The organism is Ruegeria sp. BH6 (assembly GCF_056538105.1).
This window is the reverse complement of sequence record NZ_JBQFSR010000002.1, coordinates 294,368-310,674: the sequence shown is the minus strand read 5'-3', so window position 1 is coordinate 310,674 and position 16,307 is coordinate 294,368. Positions and strand designations below refer to the sequence as shown.

Annotated in this window: 12 protein-coding genes; 8 read left to right on the top strand and 4 right to left on the bottom strand. The window is 58.2% G+C overall.

The annotated features are described in order from the left end of the window. Positions 1 to 210: 210 nt before the first annotated feature. The 3 genes from hemA to ispG all read left to right on the top strand — a co-directional run bounded on the left by hemA (position 211) and on the right by ispG (position 3,967). Entirely contained in the window at positions 211 to 1,434 is a 1,224-nt protein-coding gene (gene hemA / locus ACR0B8_RS06745) for a 5-aminolevulinate synthase (protein ID WP_170358931.1), read from the top strand. A 128-nt stretch (positions 1,435 to 1,562) separates the two neighbouring features. Further along, positions 1,563 to 2,774: a helix-turn-helix domain-containing protein gene (locus ACR0B8_RS06740; RefSeq protein ID WP_170349025.1), complete on the top strand. Its 1,212-nt coding sequence runs from the start codon at positions 1,563 to 1,565 to the stop codon at positions 2,772 to 2,774. A 71-nt stretch (positions 2,775 to 2,845) separates the two neighbouring features. Beyond that, positions 2,846 to 3,967, top strand: a complete 1,122-nt coding sequence (ispG, locus tag ACR0B8_RS06735) for a flavodoxin-dependent (E)-4-hydroxy-3-methylbut-2-enyl-diphosphate synthase (RefSeq protein WP_480658105.1) — start codon at positions 2,846 to 2,848, stop codon at positions 3,965 to 3,967. A gap of 21 nt (positions 3,968 to 3,988) precedes the next feature. Here the strand turns inward: ispG and ACR0B8_RS06730 are convergent, their stop codons facing one another. The 4 genes from ACR0B8_RS06730 to ACR0B8_RS06715 form a co-directional block, all read right to left on the bottom strand. Further along, on the bottom strand, positions 3,989 to 5,059 hold the full coding sequence (locus ACR0B8_RS06730) for an agmatine deiminase family protein (protein WP_480658107.1): 1,071 nt from the start codon (positions 5,057 to 5,059) through the stop codon (positions 3,989 to 3,991). 196 nt (positions 5,060 to 5,255) lie between these two features. Then, entirely contained in the window at positions 5,256 to 6,143 is an 888-nt protein-coding gene (locus ACR0B8_RS06725; RefSeq protein ID WP_480658109.1) for an FkbM family methyltransferase, read from the bottom strand. A gap of 190 nt (positions 6,144 to 6,333) precedes the next feature. Then, entirely contained in the window at positions 6,334 to 7,092 is a 759-nt protein-coding gene (locus ACR0B8_RS06720; RefSeq protein ID WP_226688329.1) for a DsbA family protein, read from the bottom strand. Next, positions 7,089 to 8,471 (bottom strand): M48 family metalloprotease, encoded by a 1,383-nt coding sequence (locus ACR0B8_RS06715; RefSeq protein ID WP_170349020.1) that lies wholly within the window; start codon positions 8,469 to 8,471, stop codon positions 7,089 to 7,091. Before ACR0B8_RS06715 ends, ACR0B8_RS06720 begins: the two co-directional genes overlap by 4 nt. Between ACR0B8_RS06715 and ACR0B8_RS06710 the strand changes: the two genes are divergently transcribed. From ACR0B8_RS06710 to ACR0B8_RS06690, 5 genes are all read left to right on the top strand, one after another. After that, positions 8,470 to 9,633 carry a pyridoxal phosphate-dependent aminotransferase gene (locus ACR0B8_RS06710; protein WP_480658112.1) on the top strand — a complete coding sequence of 388 codons (1,164 nt, stop codon included), beginning with the start codon at positions 8,470 to 8,472 and terminating at the stop codon, positions 9,631 to 9,633. The two genes, ACR0B8_RS06715 and ACR0B8_RS06710, sit on opposite strands and share 2 nt — an antisense overlap. 66 nt (positions 9,634 to 9,699) lie before the next feature. Beyond that, positions 9,700 to 10,920, top strand: coding sequence for an N-acetylmuramoyl-L-alanine amidase (locus ACR0B8_RS06705; RefSeq protein WP_480658113.1), 1,221 nt, complete (start codon positions 9,700 to 9,702; stop codon positions 10,918 to 10,920). A 95-nt stretch (positions 10,921 to 11,015) separates the two neighbouring features. Beyond that, positions 11,016 to 13,502, top strand: coding sequence for a penicillin-binding protein 1A (locus ACR0B8_RS06700; RefSeq protein ID WP_170549366.1), 2,487 nt, complete (start codon positions 11,016 to 11,018; stop codon positions 13,500 to 13,502). 90 nt (positions 13,503 to 13,592) lie between these two features. Then, the gene (gene prfB, locus ACR0B8_RS06695) at positions 13,593 to 14,717 is read left to right on the top strand and encodes a peptide chain release factor 2 (protein ID WP_170349016.1); all 1,125 of its coding nucleotides are present in this window, start codon (positions 13,593 to 13,595) and stop codon (positions 14,715 to 14,717) included. Between the two features lie 172 nt (positions 14,718 to 14,889). Further along, complete coding sequence (locus tag ACR0B8_RS06690; RefSeq protein ID WP_170358913.1) at positions 14,890 to 16,290, top strand: amidase; 1,401 nt, start codon at positions 14,890 to 14,892, stop codon at positions 16,288 to 16,290. Positions 16,291 to 16,307 lie beyond the last annotated feature (17 nt).

The window sequence follows — 16,307 nt, the reverse complement described above, 5'->3', positions numbered from 1 at the left end:
GTCGTTTCCTCGCGCCCGATGGCCGTAACTTTACTTGTCGATGCGAGTGCGAGGGGATATTTGATGCAAATCAAATGTGTGATCCCAATGTTGTCTATACGTACGGGGCACAAGGGAACGCATTGGCGTATAATCGGATTCGTCCGGTGAGAGCGTCAGAAATTTTGTCCGGCTACAAATGCAAGGGGTCGGGCATGTAAGGAGATGCCGGTGGACTATACTGCTCAGCTCGATACAGCGATTGCCAAGCTGCATGATGAAGGACGTTACCGCACCTTCATCGACATCGAACGTCGCAATGGTCATTTCCCGCATGCGGTGCGGACCCGCCCGGACGGGTCGCAGCAGAATATCACCGTGTGGTGCGGCAATGACTATCTGGGCATGGGCCAGCACCCGGTTGTTCTGAACGCAATGCACGAAGCCGTTGACGCAGCCGGCGCCGGTTCGGGCGGGACCCGCAATATATCGGGGACGACCGTCTACCACAAAAAGCTTGAGGCCGAGTTGGCCGATCTGCATGGCAAAGAGGCCGCGCTGCTGTTCACCAGTGCTTATATCGCCAATGACGCGACGCTCAGCACTTTGCCGAAATTGTTCCCCGGTCTGATCATCTATTCGGACGAGTTGAACCATGCCTCGATGATCGAGGGCGTGCGCCGCAATGGTGGGGCCAAGCGTATCTTCCGTCACAACGATGTTGCCCATCTGCGCGAATTGCTTAAGGCCGACGATCCCAAAGCCCCCAAACTGATTGCGTTTGAATCCGTTTATTCGATGGACGGCGATTTTGGTCCGATAGAAGAGATTTGTGATCTGGCCGATGAGTTTGGTGCGCTGACCTATATCGACGAGGTCCACGCAGTTGGCATGTACGGCCCGCGCGGTGGCGGCGTGACTGAGCGCGATGGCCTGGCGCATCGTATCGACATTATCAATGGAACCCTTGCCAAAGCCTTTGGCGTAATGGGCGGTTATATCGCCGCCAGCGAGAAAATGTGCGATGCCGTGCGTTCTTATGCACCGGGCTTCATCTTCACCACCTCGTTGCCGCCTGCAGTGGCCGCAGGGGCAGCGGCCTCGGTCGCTTTCCTAAAAACGGCGAGCGATCTGCGTGAGCAGCATCAGACACAGGCCAAGATCCTTAAGCTGCGGCTCAAGGGGCTGGGCATGCCATTGATCGATCACGGTACACATATCGTGCCGGTGATTGTTGGAAATCCGGTACACACCAAGATCCTCAGCGACCGGCTGCTTGATGATCATGGCATCTATGTTCAACCGATCAATTTCCCCACTGTCCCGCGCGGAACCGAGCGTCTGCGCTTTACCCCATCTCCGGTACATGGGCCTGACGAAATGAACCGTTTGGTACAGGCGATGGACGAACTTTGGTCACATTGTGCGCTAAATCGCGCCGAACTTGCCGGTTAACCTCACGCTAAAGTGTGCAACGCGTTTGCCGCGTGTTAAGCTTAGGCTAACAAAAGTATCGGACGAATCGTTAATGGGATGATTCGCCGTTAGCGCGAAACGCGCGCAGGCAGAATGGGGCAGCAGGGATGATTGGGCGCAGATCTCAGCGCGATTCCAAGGACGAAGCCGACGTCAGGCCAAAGGGTTTTGACGATTACGAAGTGCGGCTTGGTGACAGGATGCGCGGCGAACGGGCAACGATGGGCAAGTCCCTGTTGGATGTTCAGCGCGAGTTGCGGATCAAAGCCAACTACATAGCTGCCATCGAAGACGCCGATCCTGACGCGTTCGACACACCCGGCTTCATTGCCGGGTATGTGCGTTCTTATGCCCGGTATCTGGGGATGAACCCGGATGAGACTTTTGCTGCCTTCTGTAAGGAAAGCGGGTTCGAAGTTGCGCATGGCATGTCGGCCGAGGCTTCGGTTGTTCGCAAGCCCACGGGCGCGGTTCCGGCGCGCGGTCCGATGGGGCGTGATCCGTTTACCTCGCCCAACACGCCATACATTCCCGGTCGCGAATCCCTTGTCAGCCAGATTGAACCGCGGGCTATCGGCTCGTCACTGGTTCTGGTCGCAGTGATCTGCGGCATTGGCTATGGCGGCTGGTCGGTGCTGAACAAGATTCAGCAGGTACAGGTAAGTCCGGTCGAACAGGCCCCGGTGGTTCTTTCCGATCTCGATCCGCTGGATGCGGCGCGCGACAGTGCCGAAACAGAGGTTGCCGTTGCGGCCACCCCCAGCGCCGAGGCGTTGGACCGTCTGTATCGCCCACAGGCGCTGGACGTTCCTGTTCTGGTCGCCCGTGACGCTCCGATTTCTACCTTGGACCCGCGCACTGTGGGCACCTTCCTGCCACAGGAATTGCCAAAGGTTGAGGTCGCCGAGGTCCACACTGTCGAACGCCCGGCCTTGCCGCAGGTGGTCGAGCAGATCGACACCACCTTGAAAATTGTCGCCGTGAAACCAGCCTGGATGCGGGTCACCGCAGCTGATGGAAGCGTGATCTTCGAAGGCACCCTTGGCACGGTTGAACAAGGTAATGTGTTCGAGGTTCCGCTAACGGAAGAGCCGCCTCAACTGCGCGCGGGTGCTTCGGGTTCGGTGTTCTTTTCGATGAACGGCGAACATTACGGACCGGCGGGCGCGCCGGGGACCGTCGCCAAAGGCGTTGTTCTGTCCAAGGACGCGGTTGCCGAAACCTACGCGGTTGCCGATCTTGAGGCTGATCAGAACAGCGCGCTGAAACAATTGGTGGCTGAACTTCAGGCACAGGTTTCAGAAGACCCCGCCGAGTGATCTAGCCATTGCGGTGTCCTGGCAGGCGGACTATCTAAAGACGCAACTTAGGTTGTCTTGGACCCGTCCTCATGTCGCTCAATCACGTTCGCCCGTGGCGCAATATCTACCGCCGCAAGTCCCGTCAGATCATGGTTGGGGATGTAGCTGTCGGTGGTGACGCACCCATTGCCGTTCAGACGATGACCAACACGCTGACAACCGATGTTGCGGCGACCGTGGCACAGGTGCAAGCCGCTGCCGAGGCCGGTGCCGATATCGTACGTGTGTCTGTCCCGGATGAGGCGTCATCAAAAGCCCTGAAAGAGATCGTGCGCGAAAGCCCGGTGCCGATCGTCGCTGACATTCATTTCCATTATCGCCGTGGGATTGAGGCTGCCGAGGCTGGTGCTGCCTGTTTGCGGATCAATCCGGGCAATATCGGTGACGAAAAGCGCGTGAAAGAGGTCATCAAGGCGGCGCGCGACCACAATTGCTCGATCCGGATTGGCGTGAATGCGGGCAGTCTGGAAAAGCAGCTGCTTGAGAAATATGGCGAGCCTTGCCCCGAAGCGATGGTCGAAAGCGGGCTGGAGCATATCCGCATCCTGCAGGACAACGATTTCCACGAATTCAAGATCAGTGTGAAGGCCAGTGACGTATTCCTATCCGCCGCTGCCTACCAGGGTATTGCCGAGGCCACCGACGCCCCCATTCACCTAGGGATAACCGAGGCAGGGGGGCTGGTGTCCGGCACCATCAAATCGGCCATCGGGCTGGGTAACCTCTTGTGGATGGGTATTGGCGACACAATCCGTGTCAGCCTGTCTGCCGATCCGGTCGAAGAGGTGAAGGTGGGTTATGAGATCCTGAAATCTCTGGGCCTTCGCCATCGCGGCGTGAACATCATCTCATGCCCGTCCTGCGCGCGGCAGGGCTTCGACGTGATCAAGACGGTCGAGGCGCTTGAGCAGCGGCTGGAACACATCAAGACCCCGATGAGCCTGTCCATTATCGGCTGCGTGGTCAACGGCCCGGGTGAGGCCTTGATGACCGATGTCGGCTTTACCGGCGGTGGGGCTGGGTCGGGTATGGTCTATCTGGCGGGCAAGGCCAGCCACAAGATGTCCAACGACCAGATGATCGACCACATCGTTGAAGAGGTCGAAAAGAAGGCAGCCGAGCTTGACGCCGCGCAGGAAGCGGCAGAATAACTTAACCTCGGGTGGGCAGTTTTAGATCGCAGGCATCTGCTGTGTTGCACAGTGAATCCCGCCGCCAGATTGCCCTAATACGTCCACGTTCAGGGCAACGACCTCGCGCCCAGGATAGTGGCGAGCAATTGCATCTTGCGCTAGTAGGTCGGTTTCAATATCGCCGAACTCAGGCATGATCACACCATTATTGCACACATAATAGTTCACATAAGACGCGACGAAATCCAGGTCTCTGATGCGCGGTGAATGGGGCTCTGGGATCACCTCGATTTGCAGCCCTTCGGCGGCCAATCGGTCATGTGTATCCAGTGCAGCCAGATGAAACGGGTCCCGCATGTCGGGCTCATCGGGCAGGTTCATCAAAACGCGCCCCGGCCCCGTGAAACGAGCCAAAGAGTCGATATGGTAGTCGGTGATATCTTCGCCCCATACCCCCGCGGACCAGATCATGCGATCTGCTCCGTAGGCGGCCAGCAAGCGCGTTTCGATCTGGTCCCGCGATAGGCCGGGATTGCGGTTCTTGTTCACCCATGAGCTTTCATGCGCCATGAGCAACCCGTGCCCGTCCTGTTCAACCCCTCCAGCCTCGCCTTGTAAACCGCTTGGCAGCAGGGACAGGTCCAAGTGTCCCGCTACGCGACCAGCGATGCGCGCGTCATGCGTATGGACCTGCTTCTTGCCCCAACCATTGAATTGAATCTGACGGATCGCCAACTGACCGCTTTCATTAACGACGAATACCGGCCCAGAGTCGCGACACCAAAGATCTTCGGTCGGAATGTCCCAGAGTTCGATGGATGGCGAGAGTTTTCGCTTTGCCGATGCATGCTCAGCCGCAGAAGCCAGCATGACCACGGGCTCAAATGCGGATATGGCGTTGGCTATGTCGGCGATGACCTGTTGCGTGTCTTCCAGATGGGCTGCATCCCAATACACCCGTCGGCTGTTAGGCCATTGCATAAAGGTGCGCTGATGGCGGGTTTCCTCGGCGGGTACAAAATAGCCCAAGTCCGGTTGCGATGCAGAGTGATTGGACCAACCCATCAATCCCAGCGCGCCTCCGGTCAGGATCAAATGCCTTCTGTTCATGGCAATCTTATATCGGTTCCCGGACGTTAAAGCACGTCATCGTTTCATGGCCCGAAAGTAGTTAGGGTTTTGGACCTTCCGAATGACGCAGTGTAGGCTGGCCACTGCGAAGGCTGGCAGGGTCGAACCCTTAGGGTCAAAGGCATTGGCATTTCGCAATACCTCTGATCCGGTTTCCCCGACATAGCGGATGACCTTACTCGGCGGATGAGTGCTTTGCGTGCAGATCAAACCATCCGACAACCACAGCAAACAGGTTGTCAGGGGCGATACTAGAGGCGAAATTCAGCCCTTCCTGAACTTTTACGGCATCTTCGTAAGACATCCATTTTCCAGGGATGTCTTCACCGAATACTCCGGATGCACTGGTTTTGAACTTGTGATCGGGAACTGGCCCGTGCGGTGACGCAGGCGAGATGGTTTGGTACTCGACATATTTCTGGTTTGAAAACTTGAACCTGTCATACCCGTTCTTATGCAACGTCTCGAGCATATCCAGACTGCCATTCTCAACCGACACATATTTAGGCAGGATGGGCAGATCCATAATTTGCGAAAGTGCAACGCTGTCAAAGCCTTCGATGTCGATCTTTACATAAAGGATCTGATCGGATACCGGTCCCAGCTCTTTCGAAAGATCAACCGCCGGAACAACGATCTTTTCGGCCCCGTCCTTCCGGCTTCCGATCCGCTCATTGACCGAGCTCCAGGCCGAATTGAATTTGTTTACGTAGAAAGTGACTTCATCCGATGTGCCGTCGGTTACAGCAAAATTTCTGATATCGACGCCGTCCACGCCCAGGTCTTCGAAATGCTTGGCTACCGCAGCGCACAAATCTGGGATGGCCTCTACGGCGATGACGTTGAACCCTCTTTTACGGTAATAGACTGTGTCTTTTCCGTCATTCATGCCGATGTCGACGATAATGCTTTCGCGGGCTTCGGGATACAAAGATTGAACTGAAGTTTCGTCTTCCTTAGGCAATGGCTTGGCAATCGGTTTTTTCTTGCCACGCAGAACACGACCTGCTTCGCGTACGCTTCGCGCCGCGCGGGACAGTCCAGATTTCTTGTTATCGCTCATGCGTGCCTCTGACTTTGGATAAATTACTTTAGCGTGTTCAATGCCCGAGACCAAAATCTCGTTCAACACAAAAATTTGGATTTCAAACCTTGATAGGTTTGCGCGGCAATAGGTTGCTGAACAAGTCCGACCTATTGCCCGGATACTTGCGTCAGAAGCGAGAGGGGGGGCGGGTGAACCGCCCCTTTACTCAGCCTTGTTCAGCGCGCACGCCTTTGGCGATTTGAAGCATTTGATCCGCAGGCAGGAAACCGCGCAGCATTTCAGTGCCCAAAACAAACGACGGAGTTCCCGAAATCTGCATCCGTTGTGCAAGGGCGCGGGTGCGGGTGATCTCATCGGTCACCTGATCGCTGTCCATCGCCGCGACGATTGCATCGCTGTCCAGACCCAAACCATCGGAAATGCGACGCAGAGAAACCTCGGTTGGTTCGCCGCCAAATTCCAGCAGCGCGTCATGAACTTGTTTATATGCGTCGTCGCCGGCCACATGTTTGGTCGCCACCGCAAAGCGCGAAGACAGGACCGAAGCTTCGCCCAGGATCGGGAATTCCTTGATCACCAAACGGATATTGCCGTCCTCAGCCAGCAGGTCGGCCACTTCGGGCACCGCACGGCGGCAATAGCCGCAGCGGTAGTCCATGAATTCGACCAGAGTAATGTCGCCTTCTGGATTGCCACCCACCCAGCTATAGCCGTCATTGAACAGTTCTTCGGCATTGGCGGCCACTAGTTCTTGGTCAGCGGCGGCCTCGGCAACCGCGTTGCGTTGTTCAAGGATGTTGATCGCCTCGATGATCACTTCGGGGTTCTCCAGCAGATATTCGCGCACCTGGGCGCCGAATTCTTCCTTTTCCGAGGCGCTAAGCGCGTTCAAATCCAACGCGTGCGCAGGGCCAGTGATCAAGGAAAGCCCCAGTAGGGCAGGTGCTGCATGTCTGAGGATCATTTCCGTTTCCTTTTTGCTTTCTTAGCGCGTTCCGAGGCAATCAGCACATCCTGCGCCCTTTGCCAACCCGGAGAGCCTTCGGGCAATTGCCCTAAGGCCCGTTTTGCGTGAATACCCGCGTCGGCCAACCGGCCGCGCAAGGCATATCGTTCAGCGGTCACGACCGAAGCCATGCCATTATTGCCGACCTTTGCATATGCGACCCCGAGGTCCTGCATCAGTCGGGCATTTCGGTAATCTCTTTGACGTGCCTTTACAAGCATTTGCAAGGCGTTCTTTGTCTGACCTTGCGCCAGCAATGCACGCCCGTACCCAGCCAGAATCAACGCGTCATTAGGGGCCATTTCAACAGCTTTGCCATAGGCTTTCACGGCGTCTTGCATTTGCCGGTTTTCCAGTAAAATCTGGCCCTTAAGCTCATAGTAAAACGGATCATTTGGGCGAATGGCCAGGGCGCCATCTATCGCGGCGCGGGCGTTGGCCAGATCATGGTTCTGATGATAGGCCGATGCCTCACGCATCAGGCGGATGTCTTGCGCGTCTTCCTCTTTTGCGCGTCGCATGGTCCATGTTGGGGATCGGAGGAAAGCCGACAGCTTACCCTTGACCCGCGCGAACCAATAGTCGGCATTTGGGTCCGATTTGGACCAGTCGCCAGATTGCGCTAGAAACCTTTCGGCCACGCGCAGGCGCTCGCGGCTGGTGGGGTGCGACCGCATATAGGGGTCTTGGTTGACCGCGTTTAGTAACTCTTGACCTGCGAATTTTCGATGCAGTTCAACCATCCCGATGGGCGAGATACCGGCCCATCGGAGGTAACTGGCGGCGCTTTGGTCGGCCGAGGATTCTTCGGCGCGGGTATGTCCCAGAAAACTGCGCAGGGCAGCACTTTGGGTTCCTGCGGCAATGCCTACTGCGGCCTCACCACCTCCGGCGGCAGCGGCAATTAGGGCCAGCGCAGTCCCTAACCCCGCCTTGCGTTGCGCCGCGCGCAGGTTTTGCGTCCGCCGGGCCAGATGGCCATTGGCGATATGCGCGGCCTCGTGCGCGATCACGGCCTGCAGCATTTCAGGGCTTTCGACGGTCAGGATCAGCCCGTAATTCAGGTAAATCGCGCTGTAATCGATGACAAAGGCGTTGAACGTGCGGTCATTGACGACAAATATCTTGACCCGATTGGTGTTCAGTCCGGCCGCACGCAGGATCGGAAAGGCCAGTTCGCGCAGCCCATGTTCGATATCGGGGTCTCGGATCAGGCCCTGAGCGTTTGCCGGAACAAGGCTTGCCATCCATGTCACTGCCACCAGCAACAGGGTCGGGATTGACGCCACCCTGGATAAGCGTTCAAAAGCCATGGCTGAAACATGGGAGATTGGCATGAGAAACTCAACCCGGTCCGGGGTCGATCCCTTTATCGTGATGGACGTGATGGAGGCCGCGCGCCGCGCCGAAGAGGCCGGGCGCCACATAATCCATATGGAGGTCGGCCAGCCCGGCACCGGTGCGCCTAAGGGGGCTGTTAAGGCTCTGGGGAAGGCCATGGAGCAAGCCCCGTTGGGCTATACGGTCGCGTTGGGATTGCCTGAGCTGCGGCAACGGATCGCACGTCTGTATGGCGATTGGTATAATGTTGATCTGAACCCCGAACGCGTTGTGATTACTCCGGGATCTTCTGGCGGATTTCTACTGGCTTTCACCGCGCTGTTCGACAGCGGTGACCGCGTCGGCATCGGCGCGCCGGGCTATCCGTCTTACCGGCAGATTCTGAAAGCACTGGGTTTGGTGCCGGTTGACCTGCCCACTGCGCCGGAAAACCGCCTGCAACCGGTGCCCGCAGATTTCGCAGGGCTTGATCTGCAGGGGCTGATGGTCGCGTCACCTGCCAATCCGACCGGTACCATGCTGGATCATGCGTCAATGGGCGCGCTGATCGAGGCCGCGCACGGGCAGGGGGCCTCGTTCATCAGCGATGAGATTTACCATGGTCTGGAATATGAGGCCAAAGCCGTCACTGCGCTGGAACTGACGGACGAGTGCTATGTGATCAACTCATTCTCGAAATATTTCTCGATGACCGGCTGGCGTGTTGGCTGGATGGTGGTGCCCGAGGATCAGGTGCGCGTCGTCGAGCGTATCGCCCAGAACATGTTCATCTGTGCGCCCCATGCCAGCCAGTTGGCAGCACTAGCCGCGATGGATTGCGACGCGGAATTGCAAGCCAATCTGGATGTTTATCGCCGCAATCGCACTTTGATGTTGGACGGTTTGCCCAAGGCCGGCTTCACCAATATCGCGCCGCCTGACGGGGCGTTCTACGTTTACGCCGATGTCTCGGACCTGACCGAACACAGCCGTGCCTTCGCGGCCGAGATTCTGGACAAGGCCGGGGTGGCCGTGACGCCGGGGTTGGATTTTGACCCAGTGCGCGGGCACCACACGCTGCGGTTTTCCTATGCGCGATCAACTGCGGATATCGAGGAAGGTCTGATGCGGCTTCAGCGTTTCATGGTTGAACGCGGTGCGATCACAACTCCGGCGTAACCCGTTCACAAATTAGCTTCGGTCCGCTAGTCTGACCGTCAAACGATCTCGGGAAAACTTGAGGCCATGAGCAGGATTTTCTACGCCATCGCGCTGATCTGGGCGCTGAGCAGTGCTGCGCTCGCACATGATTTCAGCGCGCTTGCGCGGGTTTTGCCCGACGATAGCCGCATAACTAAAGATGGCCGCGCCGGAGTTCGCGTTGAACTTGGCCTCAGTCAGGGCGTTCCTTACCGTGTCTTCACACTGCGCGATCCGTACCGTGTCGTGCTGGATTTTCAGGAGGTCGACTGGACCGGCCTGGACGCCGACACTTTCCTGCAAACCGACCGGATCAGTGGTGTGCAATTCGGCGCCTATGTTCCCGGCTGGTCGCGCATGGTGTTGGAGCTGGGCGCACCACTGGCCGTTGATACCTCTGACTTGAGGGTGGATCAGGTCAATGGAACAGCGCACCTGTCGCTTGGTCTGAGCGGCACCGATTTCGACAGTTTCGCGGCCAGCGCCGGGGCGCCGCGCCAGCCAGGATGGGACCTGCCGGAACCGTCGGTGACGCCTGCCAAGCCCGGTCCAAACGGAACACGCCCTTTGCTGGTGATGCTGGACCCAGGCCACGGCGGTATTGATCCGGGGGCCGAGGTCGCGGGATCTAACGAGAAGACCCTGATGCTGACCTTCGCGCGCGAGTTGCGGGAAACACTGCTTCGGGCCGGGGGATATCAGGTGGTGATGACCCGTGTGGACGACCATTTTGTCAGCCTCGAACGGCGCATAGCTCTGGCGCATCGGGCGGGTGCGGACGTGTTCATCTCGCTTCATGCCGATAGTCTCTCCGAGGGTCGCGCGCATGGTGCGGCGGTCTATACACTGTCCGACGATGCCTCGGACGTTGCCAGCCACAAATTGGCCGAACGTCACGATAGGGGCGATCTGATCTCGGGCGTGGACCTCAGCGGTGCCGACGACCAGGTGGCCGACATCCTGCTGGATATCGCGCGGCAAGAGACCAAACCACGCACCGACGCGTTGGCGCGGGCCGTGGCCGACGGGATGACGCAGCAGGGCGGGCCAATGAACAACAGACCGATCCGCACGGCATCTTTTTCTGTACTTAAGGCGGCGGATATCCCGTCGATTTTGGTCGAGCTTGGGTTTCTGTCCAGCCCCAGAGATCTAAAAAACGTCACGAATCCAGAATGGCGCAAACGGATGGCGCGCGGAATCCTGACCGGGCTGGAGCAATGGCGGCAGGACGATCTGGTTAAACGCGCCCTGATTGGGCAGTGACCCTGCGGCGCAAACCGGCTAAAATTGGCCATCGTGTTTTGACCCTGCGCCGGGGCACCACTATATAGGCGGCAGCGCGAGTAAAAGGCAGTAACGTGATCCGTTTCATTCTTTCGTTTTTCGGGGCGATCTTCAGCCTCGTCACCCTGGGTATCTTCATGGCTGCGCTGGTGATCGGCGCGGTGTTCTGGATGTATGGGCGTGACCTGCCCAGCCATGAATCGCTGGCGCAATACAAGCCGCCGACGATCAGCCGGATTTATTCGGGCGAAGGTCAACTGATCGACGAGTTCGCGCAGGAACGCCGCTTGTTTACCCCGTCCGAAGAAATTCCCGACCTGGTGAAGCAGGCGTTCATCTCGGCCGAGGACAAGAACTTTTACACGCATCAAGGCTATGACCCGCGCGGCATCATCGCTGCCGGTGTCGAGGCTGTGAAATCCAAGGGTGAAAACGTGCGTGGTGCGTCCACGATCACGCAGCAGGTGATGAAGAACTTCCTGCTGTCCGGCGACCGCCGGGCCGAGCGCAAGATCAAGGAAATCATCCTCGCCACCCGGCTTGAGGATACGCTGGACAAGGAACAGATTCTCGAACTTTATATGAACGAGATCTTTCTGGGCCAGAACTCGTATGGTGTGACGGCTGCGGCGCAGACCTATTTCAACAAGACGTTGCAGGAACTGGCCCCGCATGAGGCGGCCACACTGGCCGCAATGCCCAAAGCGCCGTCCGATTACCATCCAGTTCGCCAGAAAGAACGCCTGCTGGCGCGCCGTGATTATGTGCTGCGCGAAATGCACCAGAATGGCTATATCGATAAGGCGACCTATGAGACCGAGGTCGACCAGCCGCTGCGCTCGGTCCAGAATGGCGATTTCGAAAGCTTCCGCACTGCGCTGCCGCCACGTGACTATTTCACCGACGAAATCCGCCGCCAGCTGAGCGAGGATTTCGGCGAGGGTGAGTTCTTTACTGGCGGTTTTACCGTCCGCGCCTCGGTGGACGAAGAGATGCAGGTTGAAGCGGCCAAGGCTCTGCGTACCGCGCTGCAGAAATACGACCGCTCACGCGGTAAATGGCGCGGCACGAAAGAAGTGATCGCCGAAGATAAACTGACCGATGAAGCCCAGTGGCGCGAGGCGTTGGCGATCTTGGAAATCCCGCGCGACGTAGTGCTGCCAACGCGGTGGTATCCGGCGGTGGTTTTGAACGTGGCCGATCAATCCCTAACGGTCGGTATCGAGAACGGCCCAGCCGACGGCGTTGTGCCCCGTTCCGATATCAAATGGATGCAGGGCGATTTCGCCGCCAATTTCAAACGTGGTGACGTCATCCTGGTCATGGCCGGCGAAGAAGGTCAGTGGTCGGCGCGTCAAATTCCCGAAGTACAGGGCGGATTTGTCGCGATGGACGTGAATTCGGGCCGTGTTCTGGCAATGCAGGGCGGTTTCTCGTATCAGGATACAGTGTTCAACCGCGCCACGCAGGCGCAGCGCCAGCCGGGGTCCAGCTTTAAGCCTTTTGTTTACGCGGCGGCACTGGACAGTGGTTATAGCCCAGCAACAATCGTGGTGGATGCCCCGATCGAGGTGAACACGCCGCAGGGTTTGTGGCGGCCCAAGAACTCGACAAACAAGTTCTATGGTCCGACGCCACTGCGCACCGGGATCGAGCAGTCGCGGAACCTGATGACGATCCGTCTGGCGCAAGAGGTCACGATGCCGGTTGTCGCGGGCTACGCTGAGCGTTTTGGTGTTTACGATCGGATGGGTGCGTTCCTTGCCAACTCGCTGGGGTCCGAGGAAACCACGTTGTACAAGATGGTCGCGGCTTATGCGATGTTCGCCAATGGTGGCGAACGGGTCGAGCCCACTCTGGTCGACCGAATTCAGGACCGGTTCGGCAAGACGATTTACCGACATGACGACCGTCAGTGTGTGGACTGTAACTCTAGCTGGCTGGAGCCGGACGAGTCGCCCACGATCGTGACCGATCGCTGGCAGGTTATGGATGCGATCACCGCGTATCAGCTGACGTCGATGATGAAGGGCGTGGTGGATCGGGGAACTGCGTCGAGCGTCGTTAATCTGCCCGTGCCCACAGCGGGTAAAACCGGTACGACCAACGAATCCAAAGATGCGTGGTTCATCGGCTTTACGTCCAATATCGTGGCCGGCTGCTATATCGGGTATGACCGCCCGCGCCCGATGGGGCGGGGGGCCTATGGCGGCACCATGTGTGGCCCGGTTTTCCAAAGCTTTATGGAAAAAGCTGTCGAGAAATATGGCGGCGGTCCGTTTGAAGTGCCCGAGGGTGGCCACTTTATCAAAATCGACCGTTTCAGTGGCGCGCGCCTGCCTGCGGATGCGACCGGGGATTATGTCGTTGCCGAGTATTTCCGCGATGGCGTCGACGGCTTTATTGACCGCGTGTATGACGGCGGCTTTGCGGTTGGTTCGGACCTGCCGCTGTTCGAAGAGGTCAACACCGGCCGTCAGGTGACCACATCAACCGGGAATACCGTCACTGTTGGCCCCAATGCCAGCCAGGGTGATCTCTCGACCGGTGGGCTTTACTAATAACCGATATGTTTCGGGGCTCCGCTGTCTTGTGGTGCCCCGAACCTCTTGCTATCACGCAGGCCTGATTGAGCAAGTTGGGACAAGACCATGCGCGCCGAAACCCAGAATACCGTGGCGGAAATTGAAAAGTCGCTGGAGCTGCTGGCGCAGCGTATGGACTATGAAACTGCGCCCCACCGCCTTGAGGAATTTAACGCGCGCGTCGAGGACCCCAACCTTTGGGACAACCCCGAGAACGCGCAGAAACTGATGCGCGAACGTCAGATGTTGGTTGATGCCATCGAAACCTATGAAACCATCAAAACCGATCTAAGCGACAATATCGAATTGATCGAACTGGGCGAGATGGAGGAGGACGAAGAGGTTGTCACCGACGCCGAAAACGCCATCAAAAGCCTGAAGGCCAAAGCCGCCAAGAAAGAGCTGGAGGCGCTGCTGGATGGCGAGGCTGATGGCAACGATACGTTCCTCGAAATCAACTCGGGCGCGGGTGGCACGGAAAGCTGCGACTGGGCCTCGATGCTGGCGCGGATGTATGTGCGTTGGGCCGAGAAAAAGGGCTATACCGTCGAGCTGCAATCCGAGACCTCGGGTGAAGAGGCGGGGATTAAATCCGCCGCCTACAAGATTTCCGGTCATAACGCCTATGGCTGGTTGAAGTCTGAAAGTGGTGTGCACCGGTTGGTGCGGATTTCACCGTATGACTCGGCGGCTAAGCGGCATACGTCGTTCAGCTCAGTTTGGGTCTATCCGGTGGTCGACGACAATATTGAGATCGAGGTGAACCCCTCGGACATCCGTATCGATACATACCGGTCCTCGGGCGCGGGTGGTCAGCACGTGAACACCACTGACTCGGCGGTTCGGATTACGCACATTCCGACCGGGATCGTTGTGACCAGTTCCGAGAAGTCGCAGCACCAAAACCGCGATATTGCGATGAAGGCGCTGAAGTCGCGCCTGTATCAGCAAGAGCTGGATCGCCGCAACGCGGATATCAACGCTGCGCACGAGGCCAAGGGCGACGCGGGCTGGGGCAACCAAATCCGGTCCTATGTCCTGCAGCCTTATCAGATGGTCAAGGATCTGCGCACCAACCATGAGACATCAGACACCAAGGGTGTGCTGGATGGTGATCTGGATGGGTTCATGGCAGCCACACTGGCGTTGAACGTGGCGGGCAAAAGCCGGTCCGAGGCGCAGGGCGACTAGGACGGACAGGGGCTTTGCCCGGTCTCCGCAAGCGGAGCCTCCCCCGATATATTTTTAGCCAGATGAAGCGGATCCCGGTTTTCTGTGGGAACGGAAAAGATTCATTTAAACAGTGGGTTTAAATGGGGGGATGCCCCGGCTAGGTTGACCTTGCAAAAGGGACGAGCCTGGGATGAATCTGAGCCAAGCAACTGCAAGTGACCTGTTGAACGCGCTGACGGACCGGCAGGTGTCGGCGCAAGAGGTGATGCAGCAAACGCTGGAGCGGATTGGCGGGGTCAACGAGGCCGCGAACGCCATTGTGGCTTTGCGCGAGCGGGATGATTTGATGACCGAGGCCCGCGCTTTGGATTCTGGTCCAATCCGTGGCCCCCTGCATGGATTGCCGATTGCGGTCAAAGATCTGGTGAACGTGGCGGGGATCGTAACGTCGCAGGGATCTCCGATTTTTAGGGATCACATTGCGCAAAGGGATGATCTGATTGCCGCGCGGATGCGGGCGGCCGGGGCGATCCTGATCGGCAAGACCAATGTTCCCGAATTCGGGCTGGGGTCCCATACTTTTAATCCGGTCCATGGCGCGACGACGAACCCTTATAATCCGGCCCGGACCTGCGGCGGGTCATCCGGCGGCGCGGCGGTGGCGCTGGCGACCGGGATGGTGGCGCTTGCGGATGGGTCAGACGCGATGGGCAGCCTACGCAACCCGGCGGCCTGGAACAATGTTTACGGGTTTCGGCCAAGTTGGGGGCGGGTGCCGTCGGAACCGGTAGGTGATGGCTTTCTGCATCAGCTGTCCACGCTTGGCCCGATGGCGCGCAGCCCCGAGGATCTGGGCCTGTTGCTGGACGTGATCTCAGGGCCGGATGTGCGGCAGCCTTTTGGTGGGGCCACCCCCATAGTGTCGCCGGTGCAGGCGGCAGACATGCGCGGCGTGCGGATTGGGTGGCTGGATGACTGGGGAGGGGCTTATCCATTTGAGGATGGCATACACGCGCAATGTGAAAGTGCTTTGAATGTGTTCACTCAGCTGGGGGCCGAGGTCATCCCCGTTGCGCCGCCATTTGAGGCTGAGCGCCTTTGGGAGAGTTGGATAACCCTGCGATCCTGGAGCGTGGCCGCAAGCCTTGCGCCGCTTGCAGATCAACGTGACGTGCTGAAAGACACGGCGCAATGGGAGTTGGCCCGAGGGCAGACTCTGACGGCGATGCAAGTGCATGAAGCCAGCGTCATCCGGTCCGAATGGTTTCGATGCCTGGCAGAGTTAATGCGTGATTATGATGCCATGGTGTTGCCGTCTGCGCAGGTTTGGCCCTTTGAGATTGAGACGCCATACCCAACGGAAATTGCGGGGCGAGGGATGGATACCTATCATCGGTGGATGGAGGTCATGGTGCCAGTCAGCCTGATCGGCTTGCCCTGCCTGTCAGCACCGGCGGGTTTCGGAGCCAAAGGATTACCGATGGGAATTCAGGTGTTTGGTCCACGCGGCTCCGACGCCCGCATCCTGTCGATTGGCGCAGCCTATCACGCCGCCACCATGTGGCCGCAAAAACGACCGGCCCAACCGTAGGGTCGGCAAGGGAGGAG